At 44.8% G+C, this 18,237-nt stretch carries 15 protein-coding genes and 2 tRNA genes; 1 reads left to right on the forward strand and 16 read right to left on the reverse strand.

Annotated features, from left to right (window positions below):
- Window positions 1-28: 28 nt before the first annotated feature.
- The 14 genes from pnp to murJ form a co-directional block, all read right to left on the reverse strand.
- The gene (gene pnp / locus OCU46_RS11180) at window positions 29-2,152 is read right to left on the reverse strand and encodes a polyribonucleotide nucleotidyltransferase (RefSeq protein WP_141272018.1); all 2,124 of its coding nucleotides are present in this window, start codon (window positions 2,150-2,152) and stop codon (window positions 29-31) included.
- Between the two features lie 355 nt (window positions 2,153-2,507).
- Entirely contained in the window at window positions 2,508-2,777 is a 270-nt protein-coding gene (rpsO, locus tag OCU46_RS11185) for a 30S ribosomal protein S15 (RefSeq protein ID WP_119009784.1), read from the reverse strand.
- Between the two features lie 122 nt (window positions 2,778-2,899).
- Window positions 2,900-3,850, reverse strand: a complete 951-nt coding sequence (gene truB, locus OCU46_RS11190) for a tRNA pseudouridine(55) synthase TruB (RefSeq protein WP_141272017.1) — start codon at window positions 3,848-3,850, stop codon at window positions 2,900-2,902.
- Window positions 3,850-4,245 carry a 30S ribosome-binding factor RbfA gene (rbfA, locus tag OCU46_RS11195; protein WP_141272016.1) on the reverse strand — a complete coding sequence of 132 codons (396 nt, stop codon included), beginning with the start codon at window positions 4,243-4,245 and terminating at the stop codon, window positions 3,850-3,852. Before rbfA ends, truB begins: the two co-directional genes overlap by 1 nt.
- A gap of 108 nt (window positions 4,246-4,353) precedes the next feature.
- Window positions 4,354-7,050, reverse strand: coding sequence for a translation initiation factor IF-2 (gene infB / locus OCU46_RS11200; protein ID WP_141272015.1), 2,697 nt, complete (start codon window positions 7,048-7,050; stop codon window positions 4,354-4,356).
- Between the two features lie 20 nt (window positions 7,051-7,070).
- A complete protein-coding gene (gene nusA, locus OCU46_RS11205; protein WP_017028905.1) occupies window positions 7,071-8,558 on the reverse strand; it encodes a transcription termination factor NusA in 1,488 nt (495 codons plus the stop codon).
- 23 nt (window positions 8,559-8,581) lie between these two features.
- Window positions 8,582-9,037 (reverse strand): ribosome maturation factor RimP, encoded by a 456-nt coding sequence (rimP, locus tag OCU46_RS11210; RefSeq protein WP_017028906.1) that lies wholly within the window; start codon window positions 9,035-9,037, stop codon window positions 8,582-8,584.
- Between the two features lie 208 nt (window positions 9,038-9,245).
- Window positions 9,246-9,322, reverse strand: a tRNA-Met gene (locus tag OCU46_RS11215).
- Window positions 9,323-9,372: 50 nt separating this feature from the next.
- Window positions 9,373-9,456: transfer RNA gene (locus OCU46_RS11220), tRNA-Leu, on the reverse strand.
- Between the two features lie 15 nt (window positions 9,457-9,471).
- Window positions 9,472-9,807: a preprotein translocase subunit SecG gene (secG, locus tag OCU46_RS11225; RefSeq protein WP_141272014.1), complete on the reverse strand. Its 336-nt coding sequence runs from the start codon at window positions 9,805-9,807 to the stop codon at window positions 9,472-9,474.
- Between the two features lie 187 nt (window positions 9,808-9,994).
- Entirely contained in the window at window positions 9,995-10,507 is a 513-nt protein-coding gene (gene lspA / locus OCU46_RS11230) for a signal peptidase II (protein ID WP_141272013.1), read from the reverse strand.
- Window position 10,508: 1 nt separating this feature from the next.
- Entirely contained in the window at window positions 10,509-13,340 is a 2,832-nt protein-coding gene (ileS, locus tag OCU46_RS11235) for an isoleucine--tRNA ligase (protein WP_141272012.1), read from the reverse strand.
- Between the two features lie 94 nt (window positions 13,341-13,434).
- Window positions 13,435-14,367 (reverse strand): bifunctional riboflavin kinase/FAD synthetase, encoded by a 933-nt coding sequence (ribF, locus tag OCU46_RS11240; RefSeq protein ID WP_141272011.1) that lies wholly within the window; start codon window positions 14,365-14,367, stop codon window positions 13,435-13,437.
- A 126-nt stretch (window positions 14,368-14,493) separates the two neighbouring features.
- On the reverse strand, window positions 14,494-16,053 hold the full coding sequence (gene murJ, locus OCU46_RS11245) for a murein biosynthesis integral membrane protein MurJ (protein ID WP_141272010.1): 1,560 nt from the start codon (window positions 16,051-16,053) through the stop codon (window positions 14,494-14,496).
- A 300-nt stretch (window positions 16,054-16,353) separates the two neighbouring features.
- Here murJ and rpsT point away from each other — a divergent pair, with 300 nt between their 5' ends.
- On the forward strand, window positions 16,354-16,614 hold the full coding sequence (gene rpsT / locus OCU46_RS11250) for a 30S ribosomal protein S20 (RefSeq protein WP_017028912.1): 261 nt from the start codon (window positions 16,354-16,356) through the stop codon (window positions 16,612-16,614).
- A gap of 88 nt (window positions 16,615-16,702) precedes the next feature.
- Here the strand turns inward: rpsT and OCU46_RS11255 are convergent, their stop codons facing one another.
- Both OCU46_RS11255 and nhaR read right to left on the reverse strand, forming a co-directional pair.
- The gene (locus OCU46_RS11255) at window positions 16,703-17,002 is read right to left on the reverse strand and encodes an ArsR/SmtB family transcription factor (RefSeq protein ID WP_141272009.1); all 300 of its coding nucleotides are present in this window, start codon (window positions 17,000-17,002) and stop codon (window positions 16,703-16,705) included.
- 84 nt (window positions 17,003-17,086) lie between these two features.
- Window positions 17,087-17,974, reverse strand: a complete 888-nt coding sequence (nhaR, locus tag OCU46_RS11260; protein WP_141272008.1) for a transcriptional activator NhaR — start codon at window positions 17,972-17,974, stop codon at window positions 17,087-17,089.
- Window positions 17,975-18,237: the final 263 nt, after the last annotated feature.

The following is an 18,237-nucleotide window of genomic DNA, read 5'->3' on the forward strand; positions in this document are numbered from 1 at the left end:
TACATCAATTTTTTCTTAAAAATCAATATTATTCAGCGGCTGGTGCTGCGTCATCTGCTGCAGGAGCTTCAACAGCTTCCTTCATGCTTAGACGTACACGACCTTGACGGTCGATTTCAAGAACCTTAACTTTAACTTCTTGGCCTTCAGTTAGGTAGTCAGATACTTTCTCTACGCGCTTGTCAGCGATTTGAGAGATGTGTACTAGACCATCTTTACCAGGAAGGATAGTAACGAACGCACCGAAGTCAGCTAGACGAGCAACTTTACCTGTGTAGATAGTACCTACTTCTACTTCAGCAGTTAGCGCCTTGATGCGGTCGATTGCATCTTGTGCTTGCTCGCCAGAAGTTGCAGCGATCTTCACTGTACCGTCGTCTTCGATCTCGATAGTTGTGCCAGTTTCTTCACAAAGTGAACGAATTACTGCGCCGCCTTTACCTATAACGTCACGGATCTTCTCAGGGTTGATCTTCATTTGGTGGATACGTGGAGCGAATTGAGAAATCTCTTCACGAGCACCAGAGATAGCGTCATCCATTACAGATAGGATGTGCTTACGTGCACCTTGCGCTTGGTTAAGAGCAATTTGCATGATCTCTTTAGTGATACCTTCGATCTTGATATCCATCTGCAGTGCAGTGATACCGTCGTTAGTACCGGCTACTTTAAAGTCCATGTCACCAAGGTGGTCTTCGTCACCTAGGATGTCAGAAAGAACAACGAACTCTTCGCCTTCTTTAACTAGACCCATTGCGATACCCGCAACAGAAGCTTTAATTGGCACACCTGCGTCCATAAGAGCAAGAGAAGTACCACATACAGAAGCCATTGAAGAAGAACCGTTAGATTCTGTGATTTCCGATACAACACGAACTGTGTATGGGAACTCTTCAACAGAAGGCATTACCGCTGCAATACCACGCTTAGCCAGTTTACCGTGGCCGATTTCACGACGCTTAGGTGAACCAACAAAACCAGTTTCACCTACACAGTATGGAGGGAAGTTGTAGTGCAGTAGGAAGTTGTCTTTACGCTCGCCTGTTAGCTCATCGATGATTTGTGCATCACGTTGAGTACCAAGAGTTGCAGTAACGATCGCCTGAGTTTCACCACGAGTGAATAGCGCAGAACCGTGAGTACGTGGAAGAACGCCAGTACGTACGTCTAGAGCACGAACCATATCTTTTTCACGACCATCGATACGTGGGTTACCCGCGATGATGCCACGACGTACTACTGTCTTTTCAAGATCATGGAAGATAGTGTGGATTTCTTTCGGGTTAAGCTCAGCGTTTTCAGCAAGTAGAGTTGCTTTTACTTCGTCGCCGATCTGATGGATACGGTCATAACGAGCCATCTTTTCAGTGATTTGGTAAGCTTCAACTACCTGTGCTTCTGCTAGTTCAGCAATCTTGTTTACAAGCTCTGTGTTTTCAGCAGGTGCTTCCCAGTTCCAAGAAGGAGTCGCTACTTCTGCAGCAAACTCTTTGATCGCTTGGATTGCAACTTGTTGTTGGTCGTGACCGTAAACAACAGCAGCTAGCATCTCTTCTTCTGTTAGGTTGTCTGCTTCAGACTCAACCATAAGAACAGCGCCTTCAGTACCAGAAACCACTAGGTCTAGCTTAGAGCTTTCTAGTTCAGTCATTGACGGGTTAAGCACTAGCTCGCCATCAATGTGAGCAACACGTGCTGCACCAATAGGACCGTTGAAAGGAACACCAGAGATAGACAATGCAGCAGAAGTTGCAAGCATAGTGATCATGTCTGGTTGTACGTCAGGGTTAACAGACATTACTGTCGCGATAACCTGAACTTCGTTCTTGAAGCCTTCTGGGAATAGAGGACGAATTGGACGGTCGATTAGACGAGCCGTTAGTGTTTCGCCTTCTGAAGGACGACCTTCACGCTTGAAGAAACCACCAGGGATTTTACCTGCAGCGTATGTACGCTCTTGGTAGTTTACTGTAAGAGGGAAGAAATCTTGGCCTTCTACTGCTTCTTTCTTAGCTACAACAGATACGAATACTGAAGTATCGTCCATTGTCGCCATTACTGCTGCAGTAGCTTGACGTGCAATTACGCCAGTCTCTAGAGTAACCGTGTGGTTACCGTACTGGAAAGTCTTAACAACTGGTTTTTCGAACATTCTTGTTTCCTTGTTCCATAGCGTTTCAGCTATAGAAAAATTTAGTGAAAACCCAAAACACTACCAATCGCGACTAGTAAAAACAGACTAAAGAAAGGTTCTTAAATCTACTTGTAATAGTCGCGACCTAGTGGCCGACATCTGTGACTGTAATGTGTTGGGTCGGTAGCTATTCGTGAAAATACAAATAACGAGGCGTAGTATAAACTACTTAGGTTAGATTTTGTAATCTAGAGAAGAAAAAGCTGGGCTATACCTGAAAACACGTTTACAAGTTGGCCATTCGCTTTCATCAGAAACAAAAAAAGGAGCCATAGGCTCCTTTTTCTTCAAACTGCTTGACGCAGTCGCTTAATTAGCGACGTAGGCCTAGACGTTTGATTAGGTCTTGGTAGCGAGCTAGGTTTTTACCTTTAAGGTAATCTAGAAGCTTACGGCGACGAGAAACCATACGTAGCAGACCACGACGGCTGTGGTGATCGTGCTTGTGGTTAGCAAAGTGACCTTGAAGGTGGTTGATAGAAGCTGTAAGTAGAGCTACTTGAACTTCTGGTGAACCTGTATCGCCTTCACCTTGTGCGTATTCTGCAACGATTGCTGCTTTAGTTTCTGCATTCAGAGACATAATTCTCTCCTGATAAGAGTAAGTTTAAAAGTTGTAGCGCCAATCTCTGATTCAGCCGCTACGCGAAGCGCGAATTATACGGATAAGAAAACCGTAAAGCAAGAGCTATCAACTGAAAGCGGTTAGCTTTCAGTTTCTTCTCTAAATACCACTAATCGCTTAGGTGCAATGCGTCCATCGTCATCAATTTCAGCAACACCAATAAAGGTTTTCTCCTCACCAGAAGTCATGCGAACCACGCCTTCTGTAGGTGCACCAAAAACTTGAACCGGTTGCCCATGTTGAACCATATCGGTTAATTCTGGAATCAGGTTCACTTCTGGCAGATCTTCTACCGCAGTATCCATTGGTAGCAATAGCTCATCCAATAGTTCTTTCGGTGCAATCTCTTCAGCATTGGCTTTCTCAAGCAGTGCTTGCAGTTGTTCTAATGTCACCATCTTTTCGTAAGGGTATTTAGCAACACCTGTACGACGTAGATAAGTAACATGAGCCCCACAGCCTAGCATTTCGCCAAGATCATCAACGATGGTACGAATATAAGTGCCTTTAGAGCAGTGAACTTCTAGTTCAACTTCGTCGCCTTCGAAACGAATAAGCTCAATCTCATAAACCGTAATTCGGCGAGATTCACGCGGTACTTCAATACCTGCACGTGCATATTCATACAAAGGTTTACCTTGGTATTTTAAGGCAGAGAACATCGAAGGAACTTGATCTGTTGTGCCACGAAACGATGCAATCGCTTCAAGCAGTTGCTCTTTGGTAACCGCAACAGGGCGAGTTTCTACCACTTCACCATCTGAATCAGAGGTATTAGTACGCTCACCTAGTTTCGCTATGGTGCGGTAGCGCTTATCTGAGTCCAATAAGAACTGAGAAAACTTAGTCGCTTCACCTAAGCAGATAGGTAGCATACCAGTGGCTAGAGGGTCTAGAGCCCCTGTGTGGCCTGCTTTTTCTGCAAAGTAGATACGCTTTACTTTTTGTAGCGCATCGTTTGAAGAGATCCCTGTTGGTTTATCCAACAGAACGACGCCGTTGACTGGGCGGCCTTTACGACGTCTTGCCATTACTCTTCGTCCTCACGACCTGATTCAGCTTTCTTCTTCTCGTCTTTAGACACAACTTCACTGACAAGGTTAGACATGCGCATACCTTCAACTAGTGTGTTGTCATAAACAAAGCGAACTTCAGGAGTCAGACGCAGGCGGATGCGTTTACCTAGCATCATGCGAATCTCAACTTCGTGCTCTTTAAGAGCAGCAAGGCTAGATTCTGGCGTTTGGTCACCCACACAGAAGAAGGTAACAAATACTTTAGCAACCGCTAGGTCACGAGACACTTCTACGTCTGAAATGGTCACCATTCCAATACGAGAGTCACGAACTTCACGCTGTAGTAATACAGCCAGTTCTTTTTGCAGTTGTTGCGACACACGCTGTGTGCGGCTAAATTCTTTTGACATTTCTTTTCTCACTTTAGAAAAAATAATGAGGGGCATAAGCCCCCCATGGTGTATTCAACAACCAATTATCTAACCTTAGGGGTCAGATAATTTTTGTCAATGTGTTGATTAGTCAAGCGTACGCTGAACTTCAACGATTTCGAATACTTCGATTTGGTCACCAACGCGAACATCATTGTAGTTCTTAACGCCGATACCACACTCGTAGCCATTCTTAACTTCTTGAACGTCATCTTTGAAGCGGCGTAGAGATTCTAGCTCACCTTCGTAGATTACAACGTTTTCGCGAAGTACGCGGATTGGGTTGTTACGCTTAATCACGCCTTCAGTAACCATACAACCAGCGATTGCGCCCAGTTTAGGTGACTTAAATACGTCACGAACTTCAGCAAGACCAATGATTTCTTGTCTGAATTCTGGAGCAAGCATACCGCCCATCGCTTGTTTAACTTCGTCAATCAATTGGTAAATGATTGAGTAGTAACGAAGGTCTAGGTTCTCGTTTTCAACAGCGCGGCGAGCAGATGCATCAGCACGAACGTTAAAGCCAAGAACGATAGCGTTAGATGCTGCAGCAAGTACTGCATCAGTTTCAGTGATACCACCAACACCAGAACCTACGATGTTCACTTTCACTTCTTCAGTAGAAAGTTTACGTAGAGAATCTGCGATAGCTTCCACAGAACCCTGTACATCAGCTTTAAGTACAACGTTAAGCTCAGCAACTTCACCAGCAGCCATGTTAGAGAACATGTTCTCAAGTTTCGCTTTCTGTTGACGTGCTAGTTTCACTTCACGGAATTTACCTTGACGGTAGTTCGCTACTTCACGAGCTTTACGCTCATCACGAACTACAGTTGCTTCGTCACCTGACGCAGGAACACCAGACAGACCGATGATTTCGACAGGGATAGAAGGACCAGCTTCTGTGATTTCAGCACCGTTCTCATCGCGCATTGCACGAACACGGCCGTATTCTTGACCACAAAGTAGGATATCGCCCTTGTTAAGCGTACCAGACTGTACAAGAACAGTTGCAACAGGACCGCGGCCTTTATCAAGACGAGATTCTACAACTACACCAGACGCCATGCCTTCTGCTACTGCTGTAAGTTCAAGAACTTCAGATTGTAGAAGGATAGTTTCTAGTAGACCGTCGATGTTAGTACCTTGTTTCGCAGAGATGTGAACAAACATGTTCTCACCGCCCCACTCTTCAGGGATAACGTCGTACTGTGCTAGTTCGTTCTTAACGTTGTCTGGGTTTGCACCCTCTTTATCGATCTTGTTCACCGCAACGATCAATGGAACGCCAGCCGCTTGTGCGTGCTGAATCGCTTCCACAGTCTGTGGCATTACGCCATCATCTGCAGCAACAACTAGAACTACGATATCTGTCGCTTGAGCACCACGAGCACGCATTGCAGTAAACGCTGCGTGTCCAGGAGTATCCAAGAAGGTAATCATACCGTTGTCAGTTTCAACGTGGTAAGCACCGATGTGCTGAGTAATACCACCGGCTTCCGCATCAGCAACGTGTGCTTTACGAATGTAATCAAGTGTAGAAGTTTTACCGTGGTCAACGTGACCCATGATAGTAACAACAGGTGCACGTGATACAGACTCAAGTGAGCTGTCACGGTCTGACATTACTGCTTCTTCTAGTTCGTTCTCTTTACGAAGAACCACTTTGTGACCCATTTCTTCTGCAACTAGTGCTGCAGTTTCTTGGTCGATTACTTGGTTGATAGTCGCCATAGCGCCCATCTTCATCATAACCTTGATCACTTCAGTCGCTTTAACTGACATCTTGTTAGCCAGTTCAGATACAACGATAGTTTCGCCGATAGCAACGTCAGCTTTCGCTACTGTTGCTGTCTTATCAAAACCTTGCTGCATTGAAGTCGGTTTAGCTAGCTTGCCTTTACGACCGCGCTGACCACGTTGGTTACGTTGATTGCCACGAGCATTTGAGTTCGCGTTAGCATCAGCTGGTTTTTTCTTCTTCTTCTTACGTTGGCCACCGCCATCTGCACGACGGTCAGCTGCATCTTCAGCTTCACGAGCGTAAGTAGAAGTCGTTACGTGGTAGTCCGTAGTTTCGGTCTTCTTGCTTTGTTCTTCTTTTGCCCAGCGCTCTGCATTTTCTTCTGCAAGTTTACGTGCTTCTTCAAGAAGTTTTTCTGCTTCTTGTTCTGCTTTACGCTTAGCTTCTTCTTCTTGGCGACGTTTTAGGTCAGCCGCATCTTTTGCTGCTTGATCTTTCACTTTACGCTCTTCAGAGTCAATTTGTGGAGCTTCCGCTGAACTTGCTTTCGCCTTAGCAGCCGCTTCTTGTTTCGCTTTTTCTTCAGCGTCACGTTTTGCTTTTGCTTCTGCTTCACGCTGTGCTTTTTCTTCAGCTTCACGTTTCGCATTTTCTTCAGCTTCGCGTTTAGCTGCAGCTTCTGCTTCTAGGCGTGCTTTTTCCTCAGCTTCAAGACGAGCTTGCTCATCAACAGAGCTACGCTTCACGTAGGTACGTTTCTTACGTACTTCTACTGTCACATCCTTGCTCTTGCCGCCGCCAGCTGCAACACTCAGTGTGCTACGCTTCTTACGTTGTAAAGTTAGACGGGTTGGTTCAGACTCGCCAGACGTATCACCATGTTCTTTTTTCAGGTGCGTCAACAATGTCTGCTTTTCTTCGTCAGTTACATTGTCGCTAGAGTTCTTTTTCAGACCTGCGTCTTCAAGTTGTTCAATTAAGCGCTCAACCGGCGTACCAATTTCTTCACTTAGGGCTTTAACTGTAAGTTGTGTCATGCAACTACCTCCGTGCCGGATTATTCTTCGTCACCAAACCAACAGATGTTACGTGCAGCCATGATTAGCTCACCAGCACGTTCTTCTGTTAAGTCGTCGATACCTTCAAGATCATCTGTGCCTTGGTCAGCAAGATCTTCTAGGGTCACTACACCTTTGGCAGCTAGTTTGAACGCCATTTCGCGCTCTAAGCCTTCTAATGCTAATAGGTCATCAGCTGGGTGTAGGCCTTCAAACGACTCTTCTTGCGCTAGTGCAAGGGTGGTGAGTGCATCTTTAGCTCGACTACGTAGTTCTTCGACCAAATCTTCATCTAGACCGTTAATTTCCAAAAGCTCACTCATTGGCACGTATGCCACTTCTTCAAGAGTTGAGAAGCCTTCTTCTACCAACATTTCTGCGAAATCTTGTTCTAGGTCTAGGTGCTTCATGAAGCTTTCAATAGCTTCAGTGGATTCTGCTTCGTGCTTCTTCTGTAGGTCTTCTACAGTCATTACGTTCAGTTCCCAACCGGTAAGTTGCGATGCCAAACGTACGTTTTGACCACTACGGCCAATTGCTTGCGCTAGGTTATCAGCTTCAACTGCGATATCCATTGAGTGCGTATCTTCATCTACGATGATTGACGCTACATCAGCAGGAGCCATTGCGTTGATAACAAATTGCGCTGGGTTGTCATCCCAAAGGATGATATCGATACGCTCATTACCTAACTCACCAGATACAGCTTGTACGCGTGCACCACGCATACCCACACATGCACCTACTGGGTCGATACGGCGATCGTTAGTTTTAACTGCGATCTTCGCACGAGAACCTGGATCACGAGCTGCTGCTTTAAGCTCAATGATGTCTTCTGCAATTTCAGGCACTTCGATACGGAATAGCTCAGTTAGCATTTCAGGCTTAGAGCGAGTAATGAATAGCTGGAAGCCACGCGCTTCTGGGCGTACAGAATAAAGAAGACCACGTACACGGTCGCCTGGACGGAAGTTTTCACGAGGTAGCTGATCATCACGAAGGATAACGGCTTCTGCGTTGTTACCAAGGTCTAGAACCACTGTTTCACGGTTTACTTTCTTAACAACACCAGTGATTAGCTCACCTTCGTTATCAATAAACTGTTCAACGATTTGCTCACGCTCTGCTTCACGAACTTTCTGAACGATAACTTGTTTCGCTGTTTGCACAGTAATACGGTCAAATTTAACCGAATCAATTTCATCTTCAACGAAATCACCTAAACCTAGGGTTTCATCGTCGAACTGTGCAGCTTCGATTGACATTTCCAATGTTGGATTTTCAACTTCAGCAACCACTTCCCAGCGACGGAAAGTTTCAAAGTCACCGCTCTTGCGATCGATCTCAACGCGTACTTCGATTTCCATCTCGTACTTTTTCTTTGTCGCAGTTGAAAGCGCGATTTCTAGCGCTTCAAAAATACGCTCGCGAGGAACGGCTTTTTCATTTGAAACCGCTTCTACTACAGCTAGAATTTCTTTATTCATTCTTATAGCCTCTTTAAATAGACTTAAAACTTAGGGATCAGATTGGCTTTAGATATGTTGCTCAGAGCAAACTCATTATCTTGGTTGTCAGTTTCAACAGTGATGAGTTCACCATCAACACCCTTGATAACGCCCTTCCACTTGCGGCGATTTCCAACACCCATCTTCAACACAATGCTGACCTCTTGGCCTACAAACTGTTCATAGTGTGCGGCTTTGAAAAGCGGTCGCTCAAGTCCTGGTGAAGACACTTCAAGGTTATAAGCAACAGAAATAGGATCTTCTACATCCATTACTGCACTAACCTGATGGCTTACTTCAGCACAATCGTCAACATTAATACCGTTTTCGCTATCGATATAAATGCGTAATGTCGAATATTCGCCCGCGCGAATAAACTCAAGTCCAACTAACTCATAACCTAATGCCTCTACAGGCGCTTCAAGCATCTCAGTTAGTTGTCTTTCTAAACCAGTCATTGTTCAACCACTCCAGAAACAAAAAAAGGGCATAAAGCCCATTTCATTTACCAAGCACACATCCACAGTGATAAACCGCAGATAACAAAAAACCCCGATAGTCGGGGTTTTATGCTGCTGGACCCTGATATCACTAAGCTAAAAGAAGCTTAGCTCATAACCGAAAAATTTCAGTTATGATGTTTGAAAATTCAGACTCAACTAAAAATGGTTGCGGGGGCCGGATTTGAACCGACGACCTTCGGGTTATGAGCCCGACGAGCTACCAAGCTGCTCCACCCCGCGTCCGACTATCGAACATTATATGCTCAATAGATTGCTTTTCAAACAATATATGGTGCCGAGAGAGGGACTCGAACCCTCACACCAAAGGCACCAGCACCTCATGCTGGCGTGTCTACCAATTTCACCATCTCGGCAATAAGCATTTCAGCTTACTGAGGAATTTCCGCGCCTTTTTCAGCTGGAATTTCGCTCGCTACGTCATCTGTTTTTTGAATAGTTTGACCAGCTGTTGGGTCAACCCATTGTGACTCGGATTTATGCGTAGACATATTGCCAAGAAACAAACAAACAACGATGAAGATTGTTGCAAAAACTGCAGTCATTCGGGTTAAAAAATTGCCAGAGCCGCCTGCGCCAAATACTGTATTTGATGCGCCTGCACCGAACGAGGCTCCCATATCTGCGCCTTTACCTTGTTGAATCAGAACTAGGCCAATCACACCAAGCGCAGCCAACAGGTAAATCACAAGTAGAGTTTCAAACATCTTTCCACCTATGTTCCAAATTGTTGAGCCAGCGCGTCATAATCGTGATTTAAATTAGATTACAACAAAGCTAGCGCGCCCCTTTATAGGGCGGACGCAATACTAGCGAAACCTTGTAGCGGTGACAAGTAAAATATACTGCCACCACCACCAAGTGCTCACTTATCGAGCACACGGTTAAGGGGTATTACTTCTCAGTAGAATTTTCTGAGTCGCGTTTTCCGCTAATAAAGCCATCAAGAATAACCATGCCTGCACCAATACAAATAGCGCTATCAGCAAGGTTAAATGCAGGCCAGTGATACGTTCCCACGAAGAAATCGAGGTAATCAACCACAAAACCATGCACGATACGGTCAAAAACATTGCCTAGAGCACCACCAATGATCAGTGAATACGCAATGTTATTCCACTTTTCAGTTTGAGGCAGCTTTCGCATCCAGAACATCAACATTCCGCACACGGCAATGGCTATGCCAGTAAATAGCCAGCGTTGCCAACCACCTTGGTCACCTAGGAAGCTAAACGCAGCACCGTAGTTGTGCACATAAAGCAGGTTAAAGAAAGGCAATACCTCAATGCGGTTCGCCCAGCCATATCCCATGGTGTCCATCACCACCAGCTTTATTGCTATGTCAGCAACAAAGATCAGAGCCGCTAGCCAAAGCCAGCGTAACCCTGTCTGTTTTAGTAAGTTCATATTAGGCAAACTTACGAACCTCGCCTTCGCCTTCTACGTTTGACACACAACGACCACAGATTGTTTCATGGCCTTCGATAGTGCCTACATCTGCAGTGTGGTGCCAACAACGGTCACACTTCTCAAGCTCAGTCGCGTTAACTTGAACGAACAAGCCTTCAGTCTCGGTTTGCTGAGCAGTGTCAGGCTTGTCAGTTACTGATGCTACGTCAGCACGAGACGTTAGCAGTACAAAACGTAGTTCATCGCCAAGCTTGTTTAGCTTGCTCGCCAATGCGTCATCTGCGTACAGAGTGATTTCTGCTTGAAGAGCACCACCGATCAGCTTCTCTTTACGCGCTTCTTCAAGAAGCTTGTTCACAGAAGCACGAACCTGTTGTACGTCAGCCCAGAACTCGTTGTTTAGCTCTTCGCCTTCAGCTAAGCCGAATAAACCGTCGAACCATTCGCCAGTGAATACAAACTTATCGCGCTCACCTGGCATTTCATTCCAGATCTCGTCTGCAGTGAATGACATGATTGGCGCCATCCAACGAACAAGCGCTTCTACGATGTAGTAAAGTGCAGTCTGACAGCTGCGTTGAGCATGACTGCCCTTCTTAGCTGTGTACTGACGGTCTTTAATTACATCTAGGTAGAAAGAACCCATCTCGATAGAACAGAACTGCATCAAACGCTGTGTTACTGCATGCGTATTGTAGTCTTCGTAAGCCTTAACAATTTCTTGTTGTGCAGCTTGTGCACGGCCTACTGCCCAGCGATCTAACGCAACCATTTCTTCAGCAGGAACAAGGTCCGTTGCAGGGTTGAAACCGCTTAGGTTTGCAAGGAAGAAACGAGCCGTGTTACGGATACGACGATATGCATCAGCACTGCGCTTTAGGATTTCATCAGAAACCGCTACTTCACCAGTGTAATCTGTAGAAGAAACCCATAGACGAAGAATATCTGCGCCTAGCTTGTTGGTCACATCTTTAGGAGCAACAACGTTACCGATAGACTTAGACATCTTACGGCCTTGACCATCTACAACGAAGCCGTGAGTTAGTACTTGCTTGTAAGGTGCTTCACCCTTCATTGCAATTGAAGAAATCAATGAAGATTGGAACCAACCGCGGTGTTGGTCTGAGCCTTCAAGGTATAGATCTGCACCTGCACCATTGAACTCTTCACGAGCATCAACGACAGAATAGTGAGTCACACCTGAATCAAACCATACATCTAGAGTATCTAGCGTTTTTTCGTAGTTTGCAGCGTCTTCTTCACCAAGAAGTTCTACAGCGTCTACATCCCACCAAGCTTGAATACCCTTCTCTTCAACGAGTTGAGCTACTTTCTCAATCAGCTCTTGAGTATCTGGGTGAAGCTCAGAGGTCTCTTTGTGTACGAACAAAGTGATTGGCACGCCCCAAGTACGTTGACGAGAGATACACCATTCTGGACGGCCTTCAACCATACCTTCGATGCGGCTTTGACCCCACTCAGGCATCCATTGAACGCCCTTGATTGCTTCCAGAGCGTTTGAACGCAAGCCCGCTTGATCCATAGAAACAAACCATTGTGGCGTAGCGCGGAAGATGATCGGCGTTTTGTGGCGCCAGCAGTGTGGGTAGCTGTGCTCATACGCATGGTGATGTAGCAGAGCACCTTTCTCTTTAAGTACGTCTAGTACCGAGTTATTTGCTTTAAACACGTGCTGACCAGCAAATAGTTCAGTATCTGGAAGATACACACCATTTGAACCTACAGGGTTAGCCACTTCTAGGTTGTAGTGTTGACCAACCGCGAAATCTTCTTGGCCGTGACCAGGGGCAGTGTGAACGATACCCGTACCTGAATCTGTCGTTACGTGATCGCCAAGGATCGCTGGAACAGTAAAGTCATAGAACGGATGTTGGAAGTTCAACAACTCAAGGTCTGCACCCTTAGCAAAGCCAAGGTTATGGAAATGCTCGATACCTGCGCGATCCATTACGTCTTTCGCAAGATCAGAAGCTAGGATCAAACGCTGAGGGTTTTCGCCTTCAACCTGAACCAGTACATACTCAAGATCATCACGCATACATACAGCGCGGTTAGCAGGAAGAGTCCAAGGCGTCGTTGTCCAGATAACAACAGAGATATCACCTTCGCCTTCATGGCCGTCAGCTAGAGAGAACTTGCTCAATACTGCTTTTTCATCAGCCGCAGCAAATTTCACATCAATTGACGGAGAAACTTTGTCTTTGTATTCAACTTCCGCTTCTGCAAGAGCTGAACCACAGTCAGTACACCAGTGAACTGGCTTAAAGCCTTTCAATAGGTGGCCGTTATCCGCAATTTTACCCAGAGCGCGAATGATGTTGGCTTCAGTACCGAAGTCCATAGTGCGATATGGTTTATCCCACTCACCCATGATACCAAGACGCTTGAAGCTTTCTTTCTGACCTTCAACTTGACCAGCCGCATACTTACGACACTCTTCACGGAACTCAGCAGCAGAGATCTTATGACCTGGCTTGCCTTTTTTCTTCTCGACCATTAGTTCGATTGGAAGACCGTGGCAATCCCAGCCTGGGATATAAGGTGCATCGTAACCAGAAAGAGTCTTTGATTTAATAATAATGTCTTTAAGAATCTTATTTAGCGCGTGACCAATGTGGATGTCACCGTTTGCGTATGGAGGGCCATCATGCAAAACAAAAGGCTTGTTGCCTTTTTTAGCTTCACGGATAGCACCGTAAAGATCTTCTTTATACCAACGCTTAAGCATTTCTGGTTCACGATTCGCCAGATTACCGCGCATTGGAAACCCTGTTTCTGGGAGGTTCAGGGTATCTTTATAGTCAGTCATCGATTCTTATTTCCGTAATATTGGGCGAAGTTAGACATTATGGCGAACCTCTATTTAACGCTGTGCAAATAGTATTGCAAAGCCTTAAATATCGTCAGCGCCTGTGCTGAAGCAACCACACCCGAGCAGCTTCTGCATCTAATTCAATTTGAGTTTTAAGTGCTTCGAACGAAGGAAATTTCACTTCTTCGCGCAACTTGTGTAAAAGACAGACCTCTAATTGTCTGCCATATAAATCTTCTGAAAAATCAAAAAAATGTACTTCTAATTGCTGTCGTACACCGTTTACTGTTGGTCGCTGGCCAACATTAGCCACACCACCAACCATTCGACCGTCTATGCTGGTTTTCACCACATACACGCCAGAGACGGGAGACACGGTTCGCTTCAATGGGATATTTGCAGTAGGAAAACCTATGGTTCTTCCTAGCTTTCGTCCGTGTGATACACGCCCACTAATGCTGTAATGTCTTCCTAGCATGGATTTGGCTTGTGCCAGTTCATCATTGGCTAATGCCTGACGAATTGCTGTGCTGCTAACTCTTTCTGTATTTAGACAGAAACTTTCAGTGCTCACAACCTCAAATCCATACTCTTTTCCTGCTTGTTGAAGCATAGAAAAGTCACCTTGACGTTTACGTCCAAAGCGAAAATCATCACCGACAACGAGAAATTTCACCCCGAGCTTTTCCACCAGCAACTCTTTAATAAACTGCTCTGGAGGAAGTCCGGCAAAACGCTTACTAAAGTTCACACAAAGCAGTCGCTCTAGGTTTAATTTACTGAGTTGCACGTATTTGTCACGCAACCGAGTCAGCCTAGCTGGCGCCTTACTTTGCAGGAATAGCTCTAAAGGCTGCGGTTCAAACGTCATCACCACAGCGGGAAGACCAAGAACTTCAGCTTTTTGTTGTACCTGCTTCAAGACCGTTTGATGCCCTAAGTGGACACCATCAAAGTTACCTATGGTCAAGACACACCCCTGATGCTCAGAGCGTATGTTGTGGCTACCTCGGATAAGATGCATGTAACGTGTTAAAACCTAACCTTCTCAGTCGACATTGCGGGCCCTAAAGCCCTAAACTGGCGAATTATATACCGAAACCTGTAATAGATGCTAGCAACGAGAAGCGCTGATTTCTTTTGACCTAAATTAAGCACTCGCTTTTAGGTGTTTAAATCGAACACCAAGTAGCAATGCCGTCAATAAATATGCTGTAGCACCCGTGCCTATCATCAAGGTCAATTCAAGGATTCTCTCGGTGAGTGACATGCTAACCCAGCTCTCTAATGGTTTAAGTAGATACAGAATTGCTCCTACCATAGCAGCGCCGGAAACCGCGAGACGCAACATAAAACCCAAAGTTTGTCCCGTTAAACGGTAAACTTGAGCTTTATGTAGGCCTCTATAAAGCAAGCCCATATTCACAAATGCCGACAAGGCTGTGGCCATTGCCAGTCCGACATAGCCGTAATGCCAAGCAAAGATGATATTAAACACCATGTTAGACGTCATCGCGATAATACCGTAACGCACTGGTGTTTTAGTGTCTTGACGAGAGTAATACCCAGGTGCCAGCACCTTTATTAGCATAAAGTTCAGCAAGCCTGATGCATAGGCAACTAATGAATAGGAAGATTGTTGTACCTCATAAACACCAAACTCTCCGCGCATGAACAGTACCATTAGCATAGGTTTAGCCAATACGATCAAACCCAGCATGGCAGGCAAACCAAGTAACAACACCATACGCACGCCCCAGTCCATTGTTGAGGCAAAGCCTTGGCTCTGTGCATCGACGTGCTTTCGAGATAATGCAGGCAAAATCACAGTAGCAATAGCAATACCAAACAAGCCTAATGGAAATTCAAGCAGACGGTCAGAGTAATAAAGCCAACTAATAGAACCGGTTTGCAGGAAACTGGCAATAAAGGTATCTAGCAGTAAGTTGATCTGACTGACTGAAACACCAAATAAAGCAGGGATCATCAAGGTGCGAATTCTCACCACGCCAGGATCACGCCATCCCCATTTTGGTTTAACCAGAACACCTTCTTTAATAAGGAAAGGAAGCTGAAAGAAGAACTGCACCAAGCCACCGAGGAAAACGCCGATCGCCAACCCAATTTCTGGATTTGCTAAGCGTGGTGAGATCATCGTTGCCGATAAGATGATCATCACGTTCAAGAATACGGGAGTAAAAGAAGAAACCGCAAACTTGCCTAAGGTATTCAGTATTGAGCCTGATAAAGCAACAAAGGTGATAAACCATAAATAAGGAAAGGTGATCTTCAGCATCAAGCTGGCCATCTCAAATTTTTCAGCCGATGGACCACCATTAAGCCAGTCTAGAAACCAACCAGTACCAAAAATAGCGGTGACTACACCAGATCCTAAAACACCAACAACCGTTACAATGGAGACGATTACCCCTAGCGTTCCTGATACCTTGGCGATCAATTGCCTAGTTTCATTCATATCACCCTTAGAGTGATATTCAGTCAATACGGGCACGAAGGCTTGTGAGAAAGCGCCCTCAGCAAACAGTCGTCTTAAAAAGTTTGGGATCTTATTGGCGAAGAAGAATACGTCTGCACTTGCTCCTGCACCCATAAGGTTGGCAACCACAACGTCGCGCACTAATCCTAAAACACGAGAGACTAGGGTCATGGCGCTAACAATGGCGCCCGACCGAAGAAGGCCTTTACTCACTTTTATTCCTTAATTAACTGATGCAACTGGTAATTAGCATGCTCCTAGCGAAGGCACAGCCTACCAGAAAGATACTCCAACTTATTGATATATACACTTAGGGATAAGTATCTTGGGTTGAGTGTAGATCTAACCCCTAAATGCTGTTAAAATCCCCGCCATCTTAACCGTGTTAACCCGTCGAAACAAAATTACCTTGTTTTAGATGAGTTTTCACACAAATCAATTGACTTTCGATTAGCAAACAGGCATTCTCCACGCCCTATATTGTTACCGAACAAGTTTTTGGGAGTTAGACCCTTGGCAAACAGTAAATCTGCTAAGAAGCGCGCTATCCAAGCTGAGAAACGTCGCCAGCACAATGCTAGCCGTCGTTCTATGATGCGCACTTACATGAAAAAAACTATCGCTGCTATTGAAGCTGGCGACAAAGAAGCTGCAACTGCTGAACTAAAAGCTGTTGCACCGATCCTAGATCGCGCTGCGACTAAAGGCCTTATTCATAAGAATAAAGCTGCACGTCATAAGGCACGCTTCGCTGCTGCAATCAAAGCTCTTTAATTAGAACTTCGATTCAGATAAAAAACCGGCTTCTGCCGGTTTTTTTGTATCTATAGATCCTGTAATGGGCCAATTAAGCCCCCTCACCTTACTCTTCTGAGCAATACATATCGTGCAGAAGATGAATCATACGTTTAACCTCTGGGCTACTCAGGGAGTAATAGACCGTTTGAGCCTCTTTGCGAGTTTCAACTAAGCCATCACCTCTAAGCCATGCAAGATGTTGAGATAATGCTGACTGGCTAAGGTCTAGTTGTTGACACAGCTCCCCTACTGATAACTCCCTGTCATGCAACATGCACAAGATAAAAAGACGTCTTTGGTTTGCCATTGCCTTAAGCAATGAAATGGCTTGAGGAGAATTTTTCTCCATTGCTTTCAAATTCATAGCGTATCAATCATATCTCATAGTTCGATTACTGGATTAAGACTACCGCTGAGGCTCACAAAGTTAAACCTCTGTTCGCACAAATTAGTGGAAAATATTAGAAAAATCAGCATCACAAACACTTTTTACCGCAGGATGCTGGATCATTCTCTCTGCAAAAATCACGTAATACTCTTCCTTTAACGCATCTATTGATGAAATTCTATGGAAGCCGCCGGTGTCCTTTTTATAAGGGTAACGAGTTGGAGCCACAAATACAGTATCAGGATGTGCCTCAGCAAAGGCCTTCATTAAGGCAAAATCATCAAACTCGCCAAGAATGGTAGGTTGATATCCTTGCCTATCGCACCATTCTGTAATCTTGCGCCCCATAGAAGTTCTAGAACCAGGGATCAATAGCTTATATTTCTCTAGATTTGCCAAGAACTCTTTTTCATCAATAGGAGTTGCAGAGCAAAAGCTCATTTTGCACTCTCCTAGCTTTTTACTATATAAACCAGCATTTTGTGATGAATCTATTGGGCAATCAGAGAGAATCATATCCAGTTTATGCTGAGACAGTTTCTCCAACAATAATTCGTGGGTAGACTCATAACATCTAAGGTGGATATTACCGTCAGATGGAATCGTTGTAGAAAGAATACGGCTAACTAAGCTTTTTGATAGTGCATCTGCTACCCCAACCTCAAACAATAGGTTGGCTCGTTGACTGTAGTTAACGATATCGAGCATCTCATAGCTTAAGTCATACATCCTATCGGCATACTTAAATACTAACTGACCGAGTTCGGTAGGCTCTATGCTGCGGCCATTACGCTTAGTTAACTTACCATTCAAACGTTGTTCTAATGCTTTGATCTGCCCCGTCACCGTCTGTGGTGTTAGAAATAGGGCGTCGGCTGCCTTGGTCAATGACCCTTGTTTGCAGACCATCCAGAAATAATAGAGATGATTGTAATTTAAATGCGACATTTCCTCTCCTGTGTTCACCTTTAAAATTAAAGGTAAAGTGCATTAAACTTCGATATTACCGAACTAAAGTTAAAGCAAGATGACAGTTTTGTCACATTAATATTTGGACCAGATCAATATTTGACACTAAAGTTGCTCAAGGAGCATCCAAAGACAAGGAAGGCAATAAAAAGAAAATGCATAAAAATCAATATCTTAAGTCAAAATAAAACTTGCGCAAACGTTTACTTGAGTTGACTAAGAAAAAGGCGATTATTTATAAA

The sequence above is a fragment of the Vibrio comitans genome (assembly GCA_024346835.1).
GTDB classification, from domain to species: Bacteria; Pseudomonadota; Gammaproteobacteria; order Enterobacterales; family Vibrionaceae; genus Vibrio; species Vibrio comitans.

Bases quoted from the DNA above. Each gene is read 5' to 3' on its own strand.
- pnp (WP_141272018.1), bottom strand. From the start codon at position 2,152: ATGTTCGAAAAACCAGTTGTTAAGACTTTCCAGTACGGTAACCACACG.
- rpsO (WP_119009784.1), bottom strand. From the start codon at position 2,777: ATGTCTCTGAATGCAGAAACTAAAGCAGCAATCGTTGCAGAATACGCA.
- truB (WP_141272017.1), bottom strand. From the start codon at position 3,850: ATGGCAAGACGTCGTAAAGGCCGCCCAGTCAACGGCGTCGTTCTGTTG.
- rbfA (WP_141272016.1), bottom strand. From the start codon at position 4,245: ATGTCAAAAGAATTTAGCCGCACACAGCGTGTGTCGCAACAACTGCAA.
- infB (WP_141272015.1), bottom strand. From the start codon at position 7,050: ATGACACAACTTACAGTTAAAGCCCTAAGTGAAGAAATTGGTACGCCG.
- nusA (WP_017028905.1), bottom strand. From the start codon at position 8,558: ATGAATAAAGAAATTCTAGCTGTAGTAGAAGCGGTTTCAAATGAAAAA.
- rimP (WP_017028906.1), bottom strand. From the start codon at position 9,037: ATGACTGGTTTAGAAAGACAACTAACTGAGATGCTTGAAGCGCCTGTA.
- secG (WP_141272014.1), bottom strand. From the start codon at position 9,807: ATGTTTGAAACTCTACTTGTGATTTACCTGTTGGCTGCGCTTGGTGTG.
- lspA (WP_141272013.1), bottom strand. From the start codon at position 10,507: ATGAACTTACTAAAACAGACAGGGTTACGCTGGCTTTGGCTAGCGGCT.
- ileS (WP_141272012.1), bottom strand. From the start codon at position 13,340: ATGACTGACTATAAAGATACCCTGAACCTCCCAGAAACAGGGTTTCCA.
- ribF (WP_141272011.1), bottom strand. From the start codon at position 14,367: ATGCATCTTATCCGAGGTAGCCACAACATACGCTCTGAGCATCAGGGG.
- OCU46_RS11255 (WP_141272009.1), bottom strand. From the start codon at position 17,002: ATGAATTTGAAAGCAATGGAGAAAAATTCTCCTCAAGCCATTTCATTG.
- nhaR (WP_141272008.1), bottom strand. From the start codon at position 17,974: ATGTCGCATTTAAATTACAATCATCTCTATTATTTCTGGATGGTCTGC.